Source organism: Blautia parvula, from assembly GCF_020215665.1.
Lineage (GTDB): Bacteria > Bacillota > Clostridia > Lachnospirales > Lachnospiraceae > Blautia > Blautia celeris.
This window is the reverse complement of the sequence record NZ_CP084061.1, coordinates 1,790,918-1,808,925: the sequence shown is the minus strand read 5'-3', so window position 1 is coordinate 1,808,925 and position 18,008 is coordinate 1,790,918. Positions and strand designations below refer to the sequence as shown.

The 18,008-nt window shown below is 48.6% G+C and carries 21 protein-coding genes; 10 read left to right on the top strand and 11 right to left on the bottom strand.

Annotation, left to right across the window (positions count from 1 at the left end):
* Positions 1-46: 46 nt before the first annotated feature.
* From LC508_RS08475 to LC508_RS08460, 4 genes are all read right to left on the bottom strand, one after another.
* Positions 47-1,384, bottom strand: coding sequence for a helix-turn-helix domain-containing protein (locus tag LC508_RS08475; protein WP_103732145.1), 1,338 nt, complete (start codon positions 1,382-1,384; stop codon positions 47-49).
* A gap of 49 nt (positions 1,385-1,433) precedes the next feature.
* Complete coding sequence (locus LC508_RS08470) at positions 1,434-2,156, bottom strand: type 1 glutamine amidotransferase (RefSeq protein ID WP_103732146.1); 723 nt, start codon at positions 2,154-2,156, stop codon at positions 1,434-1,436.
* Positions 2,153-3,493 carry a MurT ligase domain-containing protein gene (locus tag LC508_RS08465; RefSeq protein WP_054353570.1) on the bottom strand — a complete coding sequence of 447 codons (1,341 nt, stop codon included), beginning with the start codon at positions 3,491-3,493 and terminating at the stop codon, positions 2,153-2,155. Before LC508_RS08465 ends, LC508_RS08470 begins: the two co-directional genes overlap by 4 nt.
* Positions 3,494-3,644: 151 nt before the next feature.
* Positions 3,645-3,782, bottom strand: coding sequence for a hypothetical protein (locus LC508_RS08460; protein ID WP_156120846.1), 138 nt, complete (start codon positions 3,780-3,782; stop codon positions 3,645-3,647).
* A 112-nt stretch (positions 3,783-3,894) separates the two neighbouring features.
* On the opposite strand from LC508_RS08460, the gene LC508_RS08455 reads away from it, so the two are divergent.
* Positions 3,895-4,089 (top strand): helix-turn-helix domain-containing protein, encoded by a 195-nt coding sequence (locus tag LC508_RS08455; protein WP_033141345.1) that lies wholly within the window; start codon positions 3,895-3,897, stop codon positions 4,087-4,089.
* Positions 4,090-4,158: 69 nt separating this feature from the next.
* Here LC508_RS08455 and LC508_RS08450 read toward each other — a convergent pair whose 3' ends face one another.
* From LC508_RS08450 to LC508_RS08440, 3 genes are all read right to left on the bottom strand, one after another.
* Positions 4,159-5,109 carry a phospho-N-acetylmuramoyl-pentapeptide-transferase gene (locus LC508_RS08450; RefSeq protein ID WP_033141344.1) on the bottom strand — a complete coding sequence of 317 codons (951 nt, stop codon included), beginning with the start codon at positions 5,107-5,109 and terminating at the stop codon, positions 4,159-4,161.
* 182 nt (positions 5,110-5,291) lie between these two features.
* The gene (locus LC508_RS08445; RefSeq protein WP_033141343.1) at positions 5,292-5,471 is read right to left on the bottom strand and encodes an HMG-box domain-containing protein; all 180 of its coding nucleotides are present in this window, start codon (positions 5,469-5,471) and stop codon (positions 5,292-5,294) included.
* 21 nt (positions 5,472-5,492) lie between these two features.
* Entirely contained in the window at positions 5,493-5,630 is a 138-nt protein-coding gene (locus LC508_RS08440) for a hypothetical protein (protein WP_181014426.1), read from the bottom strand.
* Between the two features lie 386 nt (positions 5,631-6,016).
* Here LC508_RS08440 and LC508_RS08435 point away from each other — a divergent pair, with 386 nt between their 5' ends.
* The 9 genes from LC508_RS08435 (at position 6,017) to LC508_RS08395 (ending at position 15,257) form a co-directional block, all read left to right on the top strand.
* Complete coding sequence (locus LC508_RS08435) at positions 6,017-7,696, top strand: L,D-transpeptidase family protein (protein WP_103731570.1); 1,680 nt, start codon at positions 6,017-6,019, stop codon at positions 7,694-7,696.
* 152 nt (positions 7,697-7,848) lie between these two features.
* Positions 7,849-8,418, top strand: a complete 570-nt coding sequence (locus tag LC508_RS08430) for a glycerol-3-phosphate responsive antiterminator (RefSeq protein WP_081960317.1) — start codon at positions 7,849-7,851, stop codon at positions 8,416-8,418.
* A gap of 112 nt (positions 8,419-8,530) precedes the next feature.
* Positions 8,531-9,994, top strand: coding sequence for an NAD(P)/FAD-dependent oxidoreductase (locus LC508_RS08425; RefSeq protein ID WP_052099439.1), 1,464 nt, complete (start codon positions 8,531-8,533; stop codon positions 9,992-9,994).
* A gap of 22 nt (positions 9,995-10,016) precedes the next feature.
* Positions 10,017-11,288, top strand: coding sequence for an NAD(P)/FAD-dependent oxidoreductase (locus LC508_RS08420; RefSeq protein ID WP_207727911.1), 1,272 nt, complete (start codon positions 10,017-10,019; stop codon positions 11,286-11,288).
* A 2-nt stretch (positions 11,289-11,290) separates the two neighbouring features.
* Positions 11,291-11,662: a DUF1667 domain-containing protein gene (locus tag LC508_RS08415; RefSeq protein ID WP_033141338.1), complete on the top strand. Its 372-nt coding sequence runs from the start codon at positions 11,291-11,293 to the stop codon at positions 11,660-11,662.
* A gap of 23 nt (positions 11,663-11,685) precedes the next feature.
* On the top strand, positions 11,686-12,510 hold the full coding sequence (locus LC508_RS08410) for an HAD-IIA family hydrolase (protein ID WP_181014425.1): 825 nt from the start codon (positions 11,686-11,688) through the stop codon (positions 12,508-12,510).
* A complete protein-coding gene (sfsA, locus tag LC508_RS08405) occupies positions 12,507-13,190 on the top strand; it encodes a DNA/RNA nuclease SfsA (RefSeq protein ID WP_033141337.1) in 684 nt (227 codons plus the stop codon). The genes LC508_RS08410 and sfsA overlap by 4 nt, the downstream gene beginning before the upstream one ends.
* The gene (gene mutY / locus LC508_RS08400; RefSeq protein WP_033141336.1) at positions 13,187-14,239 is read left to right on the top strand and encodes an A/G-specific adenine glycosylase; all 1,053 of its coding nucleotides are present in this window, start codon (positions 13,187-13,189) and stop codon (positions 14,237-14,239) included. Before sfsA ends, mutY begins: the two co-directional genes overlap by 4 nt.
* A gap of 1 nt (position 14,240) precedes the next feature.
* The gene (locus tag LC508_RS08395; protein ID WP_033141335.1) at positions 14,241-15,257 is read left to right on the top strand and encodes a glycosyltransferase family 2 protein; all 1,017 of its coding nucleotides are present in this window, start codon (positions 14,241-14,243) and stop codon (positions 15,255-15,257) included.
* Between the two features lie 92 nt (positions 15,258-15,349).
* On the opposite strand, the gene LC508_RS08390 is transcribed toward LC508_RS08395, so the two are convergent.
* The 4 genes from LC508_RS08390 to LC508_RS08375 form a co-directional block, all read right to left on the bottom strand.
* Positions 15,350-15,997, bottom strand: coding sequence for a phosphatase PAP2 family protein (locus tag LC508_RS08390; RefSeq protein ID WP_033141334.1), 648 nt, complete (start codon positions 15,995-15,997; stop codon positions 15,350-15,352).
* A gap of 137 nt (positions 15,998-16,134) precedes the next feature.
* Complete coding sequence (locus LC508_RS08385; RefSeq protein WP_225305348.1) at positions 16,135-16,689, bottom strand: PI-PLC domain-containing protein; 555 nt, start codon at positions 16,687-16,689, stop codon at positions 16,135-16,137.
* Positions 16,587-16,967: a glycerophosphodiester phosphodiesterase family protein gene (locus tag LC508_RS08380; RefSeq protein ID WP_225305347.1), complete on the bottom strand. Its 381-nt coding sequence runs from the start codon at positions 16,965-16,967 to the stop codon at positions 16,587-16,589. The genes LC508_RS08385 and LC508_RS08380 overlap by 103 nt, the downstream gene beginning before the upstream one ends.
* A 19-nt stretch (positions 16,968-16,986) precedes the next feature.
* Positions 16,987-17,910 (bottom strand): diacylglycerol/lipid kinase family protein, encoded by a 924-nt coding sequence (locus tag LC508_RS08375; protein ID WP_103731569.1) that lies wholly within the window; start codon positions 17,908-17,910, stop codon positions 16,987-16,989.
* Positions 17,911-18,008 lie beyond the last annotated feature (98 nt).

The window sequence follows — 18,008 nt, the reverse complement described above, 5'->3', positions numbered from 1 at the left end:
CCGGAATGGCTGCTCTCATGTTTCCTGAAAGGAATGTACTGTCAGGTCAGTATTTCAGATTGATCTGGTAAATGTTGATGGGCCGCCCCTTATTGCCGGAGCGCCTCATACCCACAACCTCCGCATATCCGTCCTTCTGCAGCGCAGCCAGGAATTTGTTGGCAGCTCTGGAAGAGATATTCAGATGGTGCATCAGTTCCTGGGAGGTAAGTTTGTTGGTACCCTCTTGTTTCATGACGCGGATGATACGCACAATAGTTTCTGAGGAGAGACTTACCTTATCTGCGATATCATTGATATAATCGCCGGAAACCTTCATTCCAGCAGGAACCAGACCAATCTGCAGGACCGTGAGCTGATCATTTTCATCTATCAGATAACTGCCGTCTTCCCGGAGACTGCCGTTTCTGGAATAATGACTGGCATCAACGGCATTTATCCTGGCTTGATAAAAGGTGTGGCCAATGCCATATCCTACAGAACCCTTAAAAGAGAGCAGGCTGTGAAGCTGTTCCAGTATCTGGCATTTCTTAAAATCCCCTGTGATCTCTTTTATGATGCTGTAATCTCCATACAGTTCAAAATCCCGGTATGTGTTTTTTATCACAAGGCGGTTCAGGTATTTTTGGTTCAGCTCCATGATCATCTTATTGATCTCCAGCCGTGTCTTTTCGTATGACACCTCATCCTGAACCGGCATATTTTCCATATTAATATGTATGACAGCAGGCAGATGGCTCTTCATATTTTTTATGGATATGCTTTTTTTCATGCTTTTTACAATATCACTGATCATGTTTTCATCAGGATAGACATAAATACAGGGAATGGATGTATCCCGCATATTTTCAATCACGCTGTAGAAATAAGTGATGATCATATCCAGTTTGTTCTGGGCTGCCAGCTCCCTGTACTTTACGGAGAGCGCAGCCTCCCGTTCATCCAGATCCACAGAGGAAGAGAAGTCTCTCCACTCCTCCTCGAACTCACGGATGCGCTGGGCGAACCGGTTGCTGACAAGAAGCTCTTTCAGGGTATGGCCGTCCTGAATAAAATCCATACCGATTCTGGAGAGTTTCAGGTGTTCATCCAGCACAATCTGCTGGAGCAGAATGTGGTAGGTGTTCTCCACACTGATGTGGAAATAATCCACCACAGCGTCGGCTGCCTGCTCGCCAAGGGAATATATGGCTTTCATGGGGGCAATACCGCTGACAAGAAATCCTTCAAAATCATCTTTGATTTTCAGATAAATATTTTTAAGCTCGTCCAGAGTATCATAAGTGAAGTATTCTACGGAGACATCTTCGCTGATTCCAGGGAGATGATCATTATAATGCTGGTAATAGTGCTGTTTCAGCAGCAGTGCAATTCGGTATCCCATAAGTTTTCCCCTTTAATATATAACAATAGTAAATCAGCCGGGCATATTTCTATTGTTTTGTTACAAAGCGATCATAAATATACCGGTTGGCCTCAATCTCCTGGCTGTCGTCGAGAGGGGCAAGTTCTGCCTTTCCGTATTTGCGCTCCAGAGCGTTTGCAATGAGGTAATCGCAGATATGCGGGTTTTTGGGAAGGAGGGGGCCGTGGAGATAGGTGCCCACTACATTTTTATAGAGCACGCCCTCGGCTTTGTCTTCCCCGTTATTGCCGTTTCCGTAGAGGACTTTTCCGAAAGGCTCATTGTCTCCGATATAGGTGCGGCCTCCGTGATTTTCAAAGCCGACGATGGGAAGGCTGAATTTATGGTTTTCCAGGACGATATTGTCAATCAGACGGGGGCTGCCCTGCTCTGTATACAGGTCAACAAGGGAAAGACCCTCAATGCGCCCGTCATCCGTGTCGTAATAATGGCCCAGAAGCTGATAGCCGCCGCAGACAGCGATCACTACGCCGTTGTCCTCCACATAGTCTTTGAAATCTTTTTGTATGCTGCGGAGTCTGTCGCAGACCAGCATCTGCTCCCTGTCGGAGCCGCCGCCCAGAAGCACAATATCAAGGGCGGAAAAATCAATGTTGTCCTCAAGCTGGAATTCCACAGTTTCTGCCTCGATGCCTCTCCACTGGCAGCGTTTCTTCATGCACTGGATATTTCCCCTGTCCCCGTACAGATTCAGGAGGTCCGGATATAAATGTCCGATTGTGATTTTCATGATTTTCTGCCCTCCATTTTCTTCAGTATGTTGTGAGTGGTATAAAGGCCGGTATAGTTTACAAGCAGGTACAGGTTTTTAGTTCCGCTTTTGAGTTTTGAGAGGATGGCCTTTTCAATATCCGGTTCCAGAGTGGACGGGATGTCCACGTATTTCAGACGCAGGCGCATATCCTGGCAGCGGATGCCGCTTACGGTAATAGAGGCGGCATTGGCGTCCTTCAGCCTGTCAAAATCCACATCCCAGAGCCAGGATACATCTGTGCCGTCCTGACTATTGTCATTGATCAGGATGATGATATCTTTTGGAGCCGTGTCTGTCATGACCGCGCCGATATTCTGGTTAAATCCTGCCGGGTTTTTAGCCAGGTTGAGCATGACCCTGGTGCCATCAATCTCAAAGAGTTCGTTTCTTCCGAACTGGGGCGTGTAGTCCCCCAGAATCCGGTTGAAGCTGTCAAGAGGGATACCCGCCAGGGAGGCGGCTCCGTAAACGGCCAATATATTATAAATATTGTAGAAACCGCGGTAATTTGCTTTTACATGAAAATCACCCACATCAAAGGACAGACCGTCTGACATATCAATATGGCTGCCGTCAAACTGGGGCACAGGGCGGGCAAATCCGCATTTGGAGCAGTGATAATCTCCAAGCTGGCTGTAGTGATAGAAGTTGTATTCCATCTTTTCTCCGCAGCGTTTGCAGAAACGGCCTTCCCGGATCTCCCTGGAGTCCTGTTCCTGATATACCTGCTCACTGATGCCGTAGGTGGTGTACGCATTGTCATTGTCCATGGCAAGGAAGGTGGATAAGGAGTCATCCGCATTGACCAGAAGTTTCATGTCCGGCGCCATCTTCATGGCCCGGGACAGGAGATTCATGGTAGTGTCAATCTCCCCGTACCGGTCAAGCTGGTCACGGAACAGATTGGTGAGTACCATATAGTCAGGTTTGAAATGAGGAAATACACGGACTGTGGATGCCTCGTCAATCTCAATACAGGCGTAATCCGCCCGCAGATGTCCGTTTGCCCGGGCATTCAGGACAAAGGCGGAGACGACTCCGTTCAGCATGTTGGAGCCGGTGCGGTTGCAGACAACGCTGCAGTTATTTGCTTCCAGAACAGAGGCTAAAAGGTTGTTGGTGGTAGTTTTGCCGTTGGTGCCGCAGACAACGAAAATGTCTTTTTTGACCTCAGACGCCAGTTCTTTTAAAATCGGGGGATAGATGGACAGCGCTATCTTACCGGCCAGTGTCACACCCTGCCTGCCGGTGATCTGGCAGGCTGTCTTTATGAGCTTGGCGCTCCATACAGCGAAAAGTCTTCTTATATTCATATACAAAAGTTCCTTTGTTTTTATTTGCGGTTTATCGAGCCGCATTCAGGGTTTCCAGATTCCCCATTTATTATACATAAAGTGAGGAAAGAGTACAAGCGGCATTCTGAATTGAGAAAAAAATCCCCGGCCCTTTTCGGCCGGGGCAGGGCTAATCGTCGAAAAGCCCCATCTCTTTTGCTTTTTTAATGATGTTTTCCAGTATCTTATCTTCGTACCTGTCACAGATTTCGATAAATTGTTTTTTGTCGTATTCTGATGAATACTTTGGCTCCTCATGATTTGTCATAAAATATTCCCCCATTCCATTCTTTTGTTTTAAATATACTCAATATTTTGAGTATAGTCAAGAGATTGAGTATGATACTATTCAATAAATGCACTGGATAGGAGAAGGGATTATGATAAGCTACAAACCATTTTATGAGACACTGTTCAGAAGAAACTTCACAGAGTATCAACTAATCCATCACCATGGTGTATCAGCGAATACCTTACACAGAATTAAAAAAGGTGAGGCCATAACCACAAAGACGATTGATACACTGTGTGACATCCTCAATTGTGAGGTACAGGATATTATACTTCATATATGAGGAGAGGCAGCAAAATGGGGGGAGAGAAAAAAGAGAAACACAGCTTTTACAGTGTGTTTCTCTTTTTTGCTATCTTACCAGCATATAAGCGGCGGCAGCCAGTATTACCTGGATGATCAGGAAGCGGACCACTACTTGTGTATCTGACCAGCCGCATTTTTTCCTTACGTGGTCATGAATGGGAGTTCTTGTATTTTTCAGGATAGAGATTTTCAGAAATCTCTTCAGAAATACTTTTACAAGACCCAGGCCGCCGTCAATGATCAGTACGCCTGCCAGCAGAAGGTAAATAACCGGGTGCTGGGATTTGATGGCGATCACTGCAATATAAAAACCAAGGGCCCTGGAACCGGCATCTCCCATGAGCATGCTGCTGGGCGAGGAATTAAAGTACAGGTATGCCAGCAGAACTGCGGCAAAAAGGAAGTTGGCGATCACATAAGTACCCAGAGTTTCTTTGAAAATCAGGCCAAAGGACAGCATGACAATAACACAGAGGCTGGCGCACAGCCCGTCCACACCATCGGTACAGTTTGTCACATTGATGGAAACCCAGAAGAGGATAATGCCCAGTATGGCATAGACAGCTTTGGGGATTTCCAGCTCGGTGAAGCCAAGGGAGATGGTGGTGCTGTTGAAATTCAGGAAAGTGAAGACCGCTACGGCTGATATGATGAGGTCAATCAGCCCCTTTTTGTATTCGTTCCATGGTGTCTCGGCGGCATCATCCAGATAACCGCTGAGCATAATGCAAAAAAGCAGTATGGCATAGACAATGTACTCTTTGCCAAGAGGCATAAAAAGTACGGTGCCGATAATAAAGCAGATGACAAATGTCAGTCCAACGCCTCTCGTTTTTCCTTTTGAGAGTGCGCCGTTTAGGGCAAAATCACGCCCCTGGTCACTGGGGAGAAAGGAAAACGGGTGCTTCAGTGCAAAAAATGTGATGAGAAAGGTAAGGATGATCCCCAGCATCACAATCTGTTTGGTGTCTAAATATTGATTCAGTAAATGGTACATAAGATTTCTTTTGCTTTACAGCAATCCTCCTTCTTTGTTTTAAAACACTTTTAGTATACCACATCCGGAAATGAGGGGAAACAAAAAATTTATCAGATATGTAGACCCGGAAAAGGCCAAAAAACCGGCTGTGCGCTGCAGGTAATTCTGCGCGTCACAGCCGGCTTGGAGAGCAGCGCATCTCAGGGGCGGAACATGGATTCCACATATTCCCGCATCTCGTGGCGGGAATTTACCTGTCTTGCCTTGTCTACCAGAGGCTTCTGTTCCGACTTGGAAAGTCTGGCAAAATGGTTCAGGATATCTGAGTGCATGGCCAGTTCCATGGTGAAGCCGATGGGAAGTTCTTCGTTGTCAATCATTTCAGGTCACCTCGCTTCCTGTCAGCCTTCTCCGCCGGGGCCGTCTTTGCGCGGCACTTCGTCGGGGATCACGTCAGTGGCGTCGGACTCCCTGGGAAGGTCGATTTCAGGAATGTTTCCGTCATCATAGTCATTTCTGTAAGGTTTTTCTTTTAACATGGCAGTTTCCTCACTTTTTTTACTTGTGTTGGGAGGCAGCAATGTTGACCGCGCTGCAGAATTAGTATGCGGAAAAAAATTTTTTCTATGCAGAGTGTCACCTTTTGTCGTTTTCGTGCGTCTAATATATGGTTGGTTCATTCCCAGCAGAATTCTGTGACAGGATAGAATATGAAGAAAAATTTTCACATACAATAAAAAAATAGAAAGTATGACAAAAGCTTTAAATTTTTTTAAGGATTGATTTATATTTATCCGGTTGTAGAATTTTGTGTTATAATAGACAAGTATTCGCGCTTATGTCGAATACTGGCGGCTGCGGCATGGAAAATCAGGTAAAAATAGCTGCAGGCCGGACAGAAATGTAATATCGGGGAGCAAATTAAATGAAGAAAAAAACACAGCAAAAGAAGATGCAGCAGGCAGAGAAAAAGGCAGAAGCTGCTGTCCGTCAAGGGGAGAAAAAGCAGACACAGCCTAAGTCAGAGATGGAAGCGAAAATCGACTCTGCCATGGAGAAGATCATCCAGGATACCATAGGAAGCCAGGAGGAAGCGGCTGCTTACCGGGAACCGGATAAAAAAGCTGAGAAAAAGCAGAAAAAGGCAGCTAAGAAAGAGATAAGGGCTGAGAAAAAGAAGGGTAAAAAGACCGGAATAAAAATTGCACTGGGCATCACAGGAGCTGTCATCATACTGGCAGCAGCCGGCTATGGCGCAGGTGCTTACTATTATAAAGATAAATTCTTCAAGGGAACGACCATCAACCATATAGCCTGCGAAAATATGACCGTGGAGCAGGCAGAAGACCTGATCCGGAAAAAAGTGGAGGATTATTCCATCCGGGTGCAGTTCAGGAATGACCAGACAAGAGAGATCAAAGGCCAGGATATCAGCTATGCCTATATCAGTGACGGAAGTGTGCAGAAGCTTTTGGATGACCAGAACCCATTTACCTGGATCAAGGGATATTTCAGAGGAACGGACTATGAGACCGCGGAAAACATACAGTATGACAAGGAGGCCTTAAGGGCGCAGCTTCAGTCCTTTGACTGTATGCAGGCGGCCGGTATGGAGGCTCCCACGGATGCGTACATTGATTTCCGGGAAAATCAATTCGTCATTGTGGATGAGACGGCAGGGACCACTGTGCAGGAGGATGTTATGTTCTCTGCCCTGGAAACAGCAGTGGCAGGCAGTCAGGAATCCGTCTCCGCTGAGGAGGCAGGCGCCTATGCGGCTCCGGCTGTCACAAAGGAGGACCCCACGCTGCTCCATCAGAGGGATGTGTGGAATTCCTGTGCGGCGGTGACAATTACTTACACCTTCGGAGACAAAACGGAAGTGTTGGATGGCATGACCGTGAAAGACTGGATGACGTACGATGAGAACGGAAATTATGTGGAGGACCCGGCAACCCTGGAGGCCAGAGTGACGGAATTTGTGGCCTGGCTGGCTGAGAATTATGACACAGTGGGCAGAGACAGGACTATCACGAGCACTGCCACAGGGGAACCGATCACGGTCTCCGGCGGCAATTACGGTTTCCAGATCAACCAGTTAAAGGAAAAGGCACAGCTTTTGGAGGATATAGCAAACCATGTGGTGACGGTCCGTGAGCCTGTATACTCCAAGGCAGGCGTGACCTACGGGGATAATGATATCGGAGGCACCTATGTGGAGATTGACCTGACAAGCCAGCACCTGTGGTTCTACAGGGACGGCGCGCTTTTGATGGATACTGACTTTGTGTCCGGTACTTATGTCATGAGGGACAGAAGAACACCGGGAGGTGTGTATTCTCTCATGTATAAACAGACAAACCAGGTGCTTAGGGGACGTAAACTGGAGGACGGCACCTATGAGTATGAGCAGCCCGTAAAATACTGGATGCCCTTTAACGGCGGTATCGGCCTGCATGACGCCAACTGGAGATACAGCTTTGGCGGTTCCATCTACCGGACCAGCGGTTCCCATGGCTGTATCAATCTGCCGACCTCGGCGGCGGCAACCATATATGAAAATATAGAAGCCGGCTGTCCTGTGGTATGTTTTTACAGGGAATAGGGAAGAAATTAAGTCTTGCAGGGCACAGAGGATTGTGCTAAGATATAAGAAGAGACAGGAGACAAGAGGATAAAGCCGTATCACGGCTTTATTGTCTTGTCTTTTTAGAATCAAATGGTTTACTAGTTTACAGTACAGAAATGGAGCGTCTCATGAAACAACAGGAAATTCTGGAACAATTTGAAGACTGCCCTGTGGTGGCAGCCATTAAGGATGAACAGGGACTGAAGCAGTGCCTGGAGTCAGAGATTGGAATCGTCTTTGTGCTCTATGGGGATATCTGTAATATCGGAGATATTGTAGAGCGTCTGAAAAAGGGCGGCAAGACGGTTCTGGTACATATTGACCTCATCGGAGGTCTGAGCAGCCGGGAGGTTGCCGTGGATTTTTTGAAGAATACCACAGAGGCCGACGGTGTGATCTCCACCAAGCCGGGAATCATCAAACAGGCAAGGGAACTGGGGCTGTTCGCAGTCATGCGTTTTTTTGTCATTGATTCCATTGCTTTTGAGAGTATCAGAAGACAGACGGAGAGTGTGCACCCGGATATGATCGAGGTGCTGCCGGGGGTTATGCCGAAGATCATTGCAAAAATCTGCACGCACAGCAGAACACCTGTCATAGCAGGGGGACTGATCGCAGATAAGGAGGATATCGTGGCAGCGCTCAGTGCAGGAGCCGTATCCATATCCACCACCAACCAGAAGGTCTGGTTTATGTAAAAACATAGATATAACGCTGGAGAACAGAGACAAAGCGGAGGACACATGTAAGAAGCATGTGTATTCGTTTTGTCTCTTTTTATTTTTTATGGAAAACAGGAGGAATGAAGAGATGAAGTATGATGTGGTGATTATCGGCGCAGGTGTTGTGGGAAGCGCTGTGGCAAGGGAACTGTCCAGATATGATTTAAAGACAGCCGTCCTGGAACGGGAGGAGGATGTGTGCTGCGGAACCTCCAAAGCCAACAGTGCCATTGTGCATGCCGGTTTTGACGCTGAGCCCGGTTCCATGAAGGCCAGGATGAATGTAAGGGGAAGTAAAATGATGGAGGCTCTGTCAAAGGAACTGGATTTTCCATATAAGAAAAACGGTTCTCTGGTCCTGTGTTTCCATGAAACGGACATTCCGAAGCTGGAGGCGTTAAAGACGCGGGGAGAAGAAAACGGCGTGGAGGGTCTCAGGATCGTGACGGGAGAGGAGATCCATAAATTGGAGCCGAACATTTCCCATGATGTGAAAGCCCTGTTATATGCGCCCACCGGCGGTATTGTATGTCCGTTCAAGCTGACCATTGCCCTGGCGGAGAATGCCAGTGTGAACGGTGTGGATTTCTTTTTGAACACAGAGGTTAAGGCAGTCAGAAAGCTTGAAAAGGGCGGTTATGAGATCGAGACTGACCGGGAATGTTATGAGACAGCCTGTGTCGTCAACGCGGCAGGCGTGTACGCGGATGTTTTCAACAATATGGTAAGCAAGAGGAAGCTTTCCATCACCCCAAGAAAGGGAGAATACTGCCTGCTGGATAAAAAGGCCGGAAATTTTGTGTCACATACCGTATTCCAGCTCCCCACCAAGATGGGAAAAGGTGTCCTTATCACCCCGACAGTTCACGGCAACCTTCTCGTAGGTCCTACTGCGGATGACATTGAGGACAAAGAGGGAATCCAGACAACAGCCCGGGGACTGGGAAAAGTGGCATCCCTGGCACGTGTCAGTGCCGCGGATGTGCCCCTGCATATGGTGATCACCTCCTTTGCAGGACTACGGGCCACGGAAAAAGACGAGGATTTCGTACTGGGTGAGGCAGAGGACGCGGAGGGATTTTTCAATGCAGCGGGCATTGAGTCACCGGGTCTGTCAAGTGCCCCGGCCATAGGGGAATATCTGGCGGAGCTTGCGGCAGAGCGTCTGCAGGCCAAAAAGAAAGAGAATTTCATCAGCACCAGAGAGGATATCCCCAATGTGGCACAGGCATCCCCGGAGGAGATTGCAGAGCTGATCAAAAAAGACCCGGCTTACGGCAATGTGATCTGCCGCTGTGAGACTGTGACAGAGGGCGAGATCATAAATGCCATCAGGCGGCCTCTGGGCGCCAGGTCCTTAGACGGTGTAAAGCGAAGGACAAGAGCGGGAATGGGCAGATGCCAGTCCGGCTTCTGTGCGCCCAGAACCATGGAGATCCTGGCAAGAGAGCTGCACATGGACCCACTGGAGCTGACCAAGGCGGGAAAAGGCTCAAAGCTTCTGACCGGCGTGATCAAAGAGGACGAAACGGGAATTACAGAGACATTCTAAACGGGGAAAGAGAGGAAGAATCATGCAGTATGATCTGATTATAATAGGCGGAGGCCCTGCAGGCCTTGCAGCCGCTGTATCTGCCAAAAAAGAAGGGGTGGAGAACATCCTGATATTAGAGCGTGACAGAGAACTGGGAGGCATATTGAACCAGTGTATCCACAATGGTTTCGGTCTTCATACCTTTAAGGAGGAGCTGACAGGGCCGGAATACGCCTGGCGTTTCATTCAGCAGGTGGAGGAGCTTCAAATTCCCTATAAGCTGCACACCATGGTGCTGGATATCCGGGATGGGGAAAACGGCAAAACAGTCATGGCGATGAACCGGGAGGATGGTCTTATGATGCTTACGGCCCGCGCTGTTATCTTAGCTATGGGCTGCAGGGAGAGGCCGAGAGGTGCCCTGAACATTCCGGGATACCGGCCGGCGGGTATATACACCGCAGGAACCGCGCAGAGACTGGTAAACATGGAGGGATATATGCCGGGCAGGGAAGTTGTGATCCTGGGTTCCGGTGATATCGGTCTGATTATGGCCAGAAGAATGACTCTGGAGGGAGCCAAAGTAAAAGTGGTGGCAGAGCTGATGCCCTTCTCCGGCGGTCTTCAGAGAAATATCGTACAGTGTCTGGATGACTTTGACATCCCCTTAAAACTCAGCCATACGGTGATTGATATTCAGGGAAAAGAAAGGGTGACGGGAATCACATTGGCAGAAGTGGATGAGAACAGAAAGCCGATTCCGGGAACAGAGGAATTTTACGCCTGCGACACCCTGCTTTTGTCCTGCGGCCTGATTCCGGAAAATGAACTGTCAGGAAAAATCGGTGTGGAGCTGTCCCGCATCACCTCAGGTCCAGTGGTGAATGAAAGTCTGGAGACAAATGTGCCCGGTGTATTCGCCTGCGGCAATGTACTCCATGTACATGACCTGGTGGACTATGTGTCCGAGGAGGCGGCAAGGGCAGGCGCCTGCGCGGCAGCGTATATCCGGGGTGAGAAGGAGAAAGAGGATACAAAAGAGATTCCCGTCTTCGCTGTGGACGGTGTACGCTATACCGTGCCCCAGACAATACGTCCTGCCTGTATGGAGGATACCCTCACACTGCGTTTCCGTGTGGGCGCTGTTTACCGGGACTGTTATGTGAGTGTGTATCTGGGAGACCGGCGGATCTGGCATAAAAAGAAGAGAAAACTGGCACCCGGCGAGATGGAACAGGTTGTCCTAAAAAAATCGGATTTGACAGACCGGGAAAGTTTCGATAAGATTACTGTGAAAGTGGAGGAGGCATAGAGATGGAAACAAGAGAATTGATCTGTATTAACTGTCCTCTGGGATGCAGCCTCACTGTGACCATGGAGAACGGAGCTGTGAAAAAGGTGGAGGGAAACACCTGCAAAAAAGGCGAGGCATATGGAACGAAAGAAGTGACCAATCCCACAAGGATCGTAACCTCCTCTGTCCGTGTGACAGGAGGCACACTTCCCGTAGTGTCTGTCAAGACAGCTTCCGATATTCCAAAAGGAAAGATTTATGACTGCGCGAAAGCTTTAAAAACCGTGGCAGTGAATGCCCCGGTACATATCGGTGACGTGGTACTTAAAAATGTGTGCGGTACCGGTGTGGATATGATCGCCACAAAGAACATTCCGGCGGTATCAAAATAAACAGGTGTTACAAGGAGAAAAAAATGCTGACAGATAAGAACGGTAAAAATGCAGAGAGCTTAAGAGACAAGAAACTGTATCTTCTGGATATGGACGGAACCATCTATAATGAAGATGAGATTTTTGAGGGGACACTGGATTTCCTGGATGAGATTGAGCGAAGGGGCGGACAGTACATATTTATCACCAACAATTCCTCCAAGTCAGTGAACGACTATGTGGATAAGGTGGCAAAGATGGGTATACGGGCCGGATACGAGAACTTCTACACATCCAGCCAGGCGACTGCCATGTACATCCATGAAAATTATCCGGGCCAGGTGGTCTACTGTATGGGAACCCGTTCTCTAGTCAAGGAGCTGCGCGAGGCAGGTATTCAGGTGGTTACAGAGGTGGATGACAGAGCATCCATTGTCCTCATCGGATTTGACACGGAAAATACTTCGGAGAAGATCAGGAATACCTGTATCATGCTTGGTAAGGACGTGGTGTATCTGGCTACGAATCCGGACTTCGTATGTCCGGTGAGCTTTGGATATATCCCTGACTGCGGCTCTATGAGCATAATGCTGAAAAATGCCACAGGAAAAGAACCATTTTTTATTGGTAAACCTGAGCCGATTATGGTAAACTGTGTATTAAAGAAGCTGGGAATGAAGGCAGAGGATGCTGTCATCATTGGAGACCGGCTTTACACAGATATCAAAACCGGAGCAAATGCCGGGGTGGATACCATCTGTGTGCTTTCCGGTGAAGCGACTACACAGGACATAGAAGAAGGAGATGTAAAGCCAACCTATGTCTTTGACAGCGTTAAAGAGATTTATGAGGGACTGACAGAAGCATGAGATATAAGAATATCAGGGAAGGGCGCTTTGTAAGCCGCCCCAACCGTTTTATTGCCCGTGTGGAGATCGACGGGCAGGAAGAAATCTGTCACGTAAAAAACACTGGAAGGTGCCGGGAATTGTTAGTTCCCGGTGCCTCTGTTTTTTTGGAGAAAAGTGACAAAAAAGAACGGAAAACAGCGTATGACCTGATCGCTGTGAGAAAAGGGGACCGCCTGATCAACATGGATTCCCAGATTCCCAACCGGGTAGTGGAAGAGTGGCTGCGAAATGGCGGCCTTTTTGGTGAAGGCGCATACATCCGGCCTGAGACAAAATACGGAACTTCCCGTTTTGACCTGTACATAGAACAGGGAGAGCGGAAAATTTTTATGGAAGTAAAAGGCGTGACCCTGGAGGAAGAGGGAATCGTCCGCTTCCCGGACGCGCCTACGGAGCGCGGCATCAAGCATATAAAGGAGCTGTGCCAGTGTATAAAAGACGGCTATGAGGCGTATATTATGTTTGTTATCCAAATGAAGGACGTGAGATATTTCGAGCCGAACAAAAAGACACAGGAGGCGTTTGCCCGGGCACTTTTGGAGGCAGAACAGGCCGGTGTGCATATACTGGCCTATGATTGTTTTGTGGAACCGGATTCCATCTTTCTGGGGGAACCGGTGGAGGTACAGCTTATATGAAACTGGAAGAGATAATAAAGCCCCTGCTCTCCTGGTATGAGGAGAATAAGCGGGACCTGCCCTGGCGCAGGGAACCGACGCCCTACCATGTGTGGGTTTCTGAGATCATGCTGCAGCAGACCAGGGTGGAGGCTGTAAAGGGATACTATGAGCGTTTCCTTACAGCTCTTCCGCAGATTGAAGACCTGGCTGCCTGCCCGGAAAATAAACTCTTGAAATTGTGGGAGGGTTTGGGCTATTATAATCGTGTGAAAAATATGCAGAAGGCAGCTAAAGAGATTGTTTTGAAGTACGGAGGAGAGCTTCCCGCTGATTACGAGGAGATTCTGGAGCTTCCCGGCATCGGCAGCTACACGGCAGGTGCCATTTCTTCCATTGCCTACGGCCTGAAAAAGCCGGCCGTGGACGGCAATGTACTGCGGGTCCTTTCCCGGATCACAGAAAACGGGGAGGATATCCTGAAGCAGTCCGTAAAGCGCCGGGTGGAGCAGGAGCTGGAGGCAGTCATGCCCGCAGACAGGCCGGGGGCTTTTAACCAGAGCCTGATGGAGCTGGGAGCTGTGGTGTGTATACCGAACGGTATGGCAAAGTGCCAGGTCTGTCCGGTACAGCATCTGTGCAGTGCCAGAGCTCACGGCACGGTTTTGGAGTATCCGAAAAAGGCAGCGAAAAAGCAGCGCAGGATTGAGGAAAAGACAGTCCTTCTCATACAGAACGGACAGGAATACGCTGTCTGCAGGCGTCCGGACAAAGGGCTTCTGGCAGGTCTGTATGAATTTCCGAATATGGATGGCTGGCTGACCGAGGAGGAAGTGATCAGGGCGGTTGAGGCGTTAAAGCTCATGCCTCTTCACATAAAAAATGCCGGAGAGGCGAAACATATCTTTTCTCATGTGGAGTGGCATATGAAAGGATATGTGGTCAGAGTAGCCTCCACAGAGAAGAGGGCAGGAAATCTGCTCTTTATTGACAAAAAAGAGTCGAAGGGAAAATACCCGATTCCCTCCGCTTTTTCCGCATATAGAAAATATATTGAGGAGGACGAATAAAATGAAATTATTGTCCGTAACAGTTCCCTGTTATAATTCACAGGCATACATGGAGAAATGCGTGGATTCCCTGCTGGAGGGCGGGGATCAGGTGGAGATTCTGATCGTCGATGACGGGTCCGTGGATGACACGGCGAAGATCGCAGATGATTATGCAGCCAGATTTCCCGGCATTGTAAAGGCCATACACCAGGAGAACGGCGGCCACGGGGAGGCCGTGAACACAGGTCTTAAAAACGCCACAGGAATCTTTTTCAAAGTGGTGGACAGCGACGACTGGGTGAACAAGGAGGCTTATGACGCGATTCTGACAAAGCTTTCAGAGATCGTGGGAGGGCCCCAGACCCTGGATATGATGATCAGCAATTTTGTCTATGAAAAGCAGGGTGCCAGACGGAAGAAAGTCATGCGCTATAAGAAATACCTTCCCCAGGGAAAAATTTTCACCTGGGAGGAGATCAGTAAGATGCCGGTGGGCAAATATATCCTGATGCATTCTGTGATTTACAGGACCGGACTGCTGAGGGAATGCGGCCTGGAGCTGCCGAAACACACCTTTTATGTAGACAACCTGTTTGTCTACCAGCCCCTGCCCTCTGTGAAGACCATGTATTATATGGACGTGAACTTCTACCGGTATTTTATCGGCAGGGAGGACCAGTCAGTACATGAGGATGTGATGATACGCAGGATTGACCAGCAGCTTCTGGTGAACCGTCTCATGATCGATTCCGTGGCCGGCAAGAGGATCAGCGACAAACATCTGCGCCAGTATCTGCTCCGGTATCTGGACATTATCACAGCCGTATCCTCCATCATGCTGATACGCTCCGGCACGGAGGAAAATCTGGAGAAGAAAAAGGATCTGTGGAAATACCTGAGAAACGAAGACATCCATATCTACAGAAAACTTCGCCTGGGTATTCTGGGCAGAAGTGTAAATCTGCCGGGATGGAGCGGAAGGAATATTTCTGTGGCAATCTATAAAGTGGTGCAGAAGTTCTATGGGTTTAACTAAAGGATAAAGGGCAGCGGCATTTGCCGGTGAAGCCATATAAAAAGGACGTTCCAAAAGCGGAACGTCCTTTTTATATGCAGAATTGTGAATTGTTATTTTACAAAAGCAGGCTGTTTCTGTCGTGCCGGATGTTCTTTGTAGAACATCTGGTAGCAGAAGACATTCAGCGCAAATGCCGCCACCACATCCACAAGTGTATGCTGCTTCAGGAATACGGTAGCCATGATGATAAGTATGGTCAGAAGCAGGGTACCGCCCAGAAGGACGGGATGCTTTCTTGCTTTTGCGTTTTTAAACACTGCGGTACAGCAGGCCACGGAATTAAACACATGAATGCTGGGCAGTATATTGGTTGGAGTGTCGATCCGGTATAAATGCCTCACCAGCTCTATGAAGATGCTGTCACCCGTAAGCTTGGGACGCAGGTCCTGTCCGTTGGGGTAAATGTAGGAGATGACGAGAAACAGTGTCATGCCCACTCCAAGGGTAAATATAAGCTGGTAAAATTCCCGCTTGCTGTCATTAAATAATGAGAAGTACAAAACGGTCACTGCGATGTAGGCAAACCACAGCAGATACGGGACGATGAAATATTCACAGAAAGGGATATAGTCATCAATCTTCATATGGATGATATGAGGCCGGACATCGCGCTGTTCCAGATACTGGAAAGCTGTAAGATAAAAGATGCCGTATACCGGGATAATCCAGGTGTGTTTGTATTTTTTCAGCAGATTCACATAATCACCTTCTTTTCGATGCCGGAGCCTTTCTTTGTCCTGCCCATTATAGCACAGGAAAATCAAGATAACAATGGGATTTACAGTAAATTCAGAAAAGCTTCACATCCCATTCACACTCTGAAAAAAACGTCTGTTCATGCCTGTTTTGGCGGAAGAAAGCTGTCAAAAATGACGGAATCAAAACGCTTTTTACAGGTTTCATAGGCTTCCGGCGTGCGCAGTGTCCAGGCAAATACAGGTGTTTTGTACAGATGGCGGTTCAGACAGAAGCTCAGGTTTCGGCTGTCCTTATAGCAGTAGGCAATGAAGTCAGGGCGTCCGATGCAGTTGGTGAGCAGATGCTTGACCAGAAAGCTTAAGACATATCCGCCCTCAGCTACCGGACTTGTCAGGTTGGAGGAGAGCTGTCCTCTCACAACATCCGGCCGGTTGCGGCGGTACCAGAAAAGTGCCAGGGAATTAAAGGATTCGATACAGTAGCTTCCCTGATACCCTTGTAACAGTTTATCCACCAACGCACATGGATATGTATGGTGAGAGTGAAGTTTTATCTCGATCAGCAGGGGAACCCGTCCGTCCACAAGCTTCAGTACGTCCGAGAACAGCGGGATCTTCTCACCGGTATTCTGCAGGGAGAGCTTCTGCAGCTCCTCATACGTCTTTGTTTCCAGCGGGAGGTCAATGCCCACATACGGCCCAGTGTGTAGTCATGGAAAACTACGATCTTGTTGTCCTTAGTCACCTGGACATCCAGCTCAATGGGATATCCGCACAGAACTGCCCGTTCAAATGCCGGCATGGAATTTTCCGGGATGCCCTCCCCGGGGTGGAACAGGCCCCGATGGGCAAAAAGCCTGTGCATAAAGGCGCGCGTCTGCGATTTTCTTGTAAAACGCGGCATGATACAGTAAAAGTAAAGTAAAAAACCGAGCAGTACGATGGCAGCGGTTATCAGCAGTAATTTCATAAGTTAAACCTTCTTTCAACTATCCGGTGATGACTGAGATCTGTTCCCGGGCTGTCGTTAGGGAAAGAGAGTCCCTGAATCCAAAGGATTCCCCGTCACAGTGTACAGGGAGAGGACGCCGGCTGATGATCTCCACCACATGCCCCTTTTGTATTTCTATGCCGCGGAACCATATATGTTTCCCGATAAAGGCAGTGGGCAGCATGGTGATGATCTTTAACTTGGAGAGTTTCCCGGCTACACAGATATGTATATTTCCGTCTGCGTGATCCGCGTCCGGACAGAATTTGCATCCTCCGCCCTCATATTTCAGATTCATGCCCGCCACGAAAAAGCAGCGGGGAAAACGGCAGATCCTCTGCCTGTCCAGCCGGATATCCACACGGCAGGGGCGGTAGAGAAATAATTGTTTCAGGGCAATGGCAGCGTAGGTGAGCTTGCCCAGATGGTATTTGTTCAGAAAATCCTTGAGGCCGGAATTCAGCGCCTCGTGGCAGATGGAGGCATCAAAGCCAATGCCTGCACTGATGAGGAAATACCGCTTCTCCCCGTTCGACTGCGCGATTCCAATGTCCATCTTCTCTATGTCTGCCGGGGCCAGGATCTGTTCCACGGCTTTTTCGGTGTCTTTGGTAAGCCCAAGGCCTCTGGCAAAGTCATTGCCGGAGCCGGTGGGGATATAGCCCAGGGTAATGTGGGTGTACACGGTTTTCACAAGCCCGTTCACCACCTCGTTCACGGTGCCGTCACCGCCCACAACAACCAGGGTGCAGGGTATGGAAAGGGCAGCAATCTGGTGTGCCAGCTCAGCAGCATGTCCCTGCTTCTGGGTAAAATAGGCCTCATATTCCAGATTTTCCTCATCCAGACGTTTTTTTACACGGTCCCAGATCTCCTGTCCTTTGCCGGAACGGGAGCGGGGATTGATGATAAAATAGTACATATGCTTCTCCTTCTTTGCCATTATTGTAGCAGTTTCCCGTTGTGAGGACAAGTAAAATATGTTATGATAAAAAAACAGTGAGCTGAAAGGAGTTAAGA

Coding starts and splice junctions, on each gene's coding strand:
- LC508_RS08475 (WP_103732145.1), bottom strand. CDS start 1,384: ATGGGATACCGAATTGCACTGCTGCTGAAACAGCACTATTACCAGCAT.
- LC508_RS08470 (WP_103732146.1), bottom strand. CDS start 2,156: ATGAAAATCACAATCGGACATTTATATCCGGACCTCCTGAATCTGTAC.
- LC508_RS08465 (WP_054353570.1), bottom strand. CDS start 3,493: ATGAATATAAGAAGACTTTTCGCTGTATGGAGCGCCAAGCTCATAAAG.
- LC508_RS08460 (WP_156120846.1), bottom strand. CDS start 3,782: ATGACAAATCATGAGGAGCCAAAGTATTCATCAGAATACGACAAAAAA.
- LC508_RS08455 (WP_033141345.1), top strand. CDS start 3,895: ATGATAAGCTACAAACCATTTTATGAGACACTGTTCAGAAGAAACTTC.
- LC508_RS08450 (WP_033141344.1), bottom strand. CDS start 5,109: ATGTACCATTTACTGAATCAATATTTAGACACCAAACAGATTGTGATG.
- LC508_RS08445 (WP_033141343.1), bottom strand. CDS start 5,471: ATGATTGACAACGAAGAACTTCCCATCGGCTTCACCATGGAACTGGCC.
- LC508_RS08440 (WP_181014426.1), bottom strand. CDS start 5,630: ATGTTAAAAGAAAAACCTTACAGAAATGACTATGATGACGGAAACATT.
- LC508_RS08435 (WP_103731570.1), top strand. CDS start 6,017: ATGAAGAAAAAAACACAGCAAAAGAAGATGCAGCAGGCAGAGAAAAAG.
- LC508_RS08430 (WP_081960317.1), top strand. CDS start 7,849: ATGAAACAACAGGAAATTCTGGAACAATTTGAAGACTGCCCTGTGGTG.
- LC508_RS08425 (WP_052099439.1), top strand. CDS start 8,531: ATGAAGTATGATGTGGTGATTATCGGCGCAGGTGTTGTGGGAAGCGCT.
- LC508_RS08420 (WP_207727911.1), top strand. CDS start 10,017: ATGCAGTATGATCTGATTATAATAGGCGGAGGCCCTGCAGGCCTTGCA.
- LC508_RS08415 (WP_033141338.1), top strand. CDS start 11,291: ATGGAAACAAGAGAATTGATCTGTATTAACTGTCCTCTGGGATGCAGC.
- LC508_RS08410 (WP_181014425.1), top strand. CDS start 11,686: ATGCTGACAGATAAGAACGGTAAAAATGCAGAGAGCTTAAGAGACAAG.
- sfsA (WP_033141337.1), top strand. CDS start 12,507: ATGAGATATAAGAATATCAGGGAAGGGCGCTTTGTAAGCCGCCCCAAC.
- mutY (WP_033141336.1), top strand. CDS start 13,187: ATGAAACTGGAAGAGATAATAAAGCCCCTGCTCTCCTGGTATGAGGAG.
- LC508_RS08395 (WP_033141335.1), top strand. CDS start 14,241: ATGAAATTATTGTCCGTAACAGTTCCCTGTTATAATTCACAGGCATAC.
- LC508_RS08380 (WP_225305347.1), bottom strand. CDS start 16,967: ATGAAATTACTGCTGATAACCGCTGCCATCGTACTGCTCGGTTTTTTA.
- LC508_RS08375 (WP_103731569.1), bottom strand. CDS start 17,910: ATGTACTATTTTATCATCAATCCCCGCTCCCGTTCCGGCAAAGGACAG.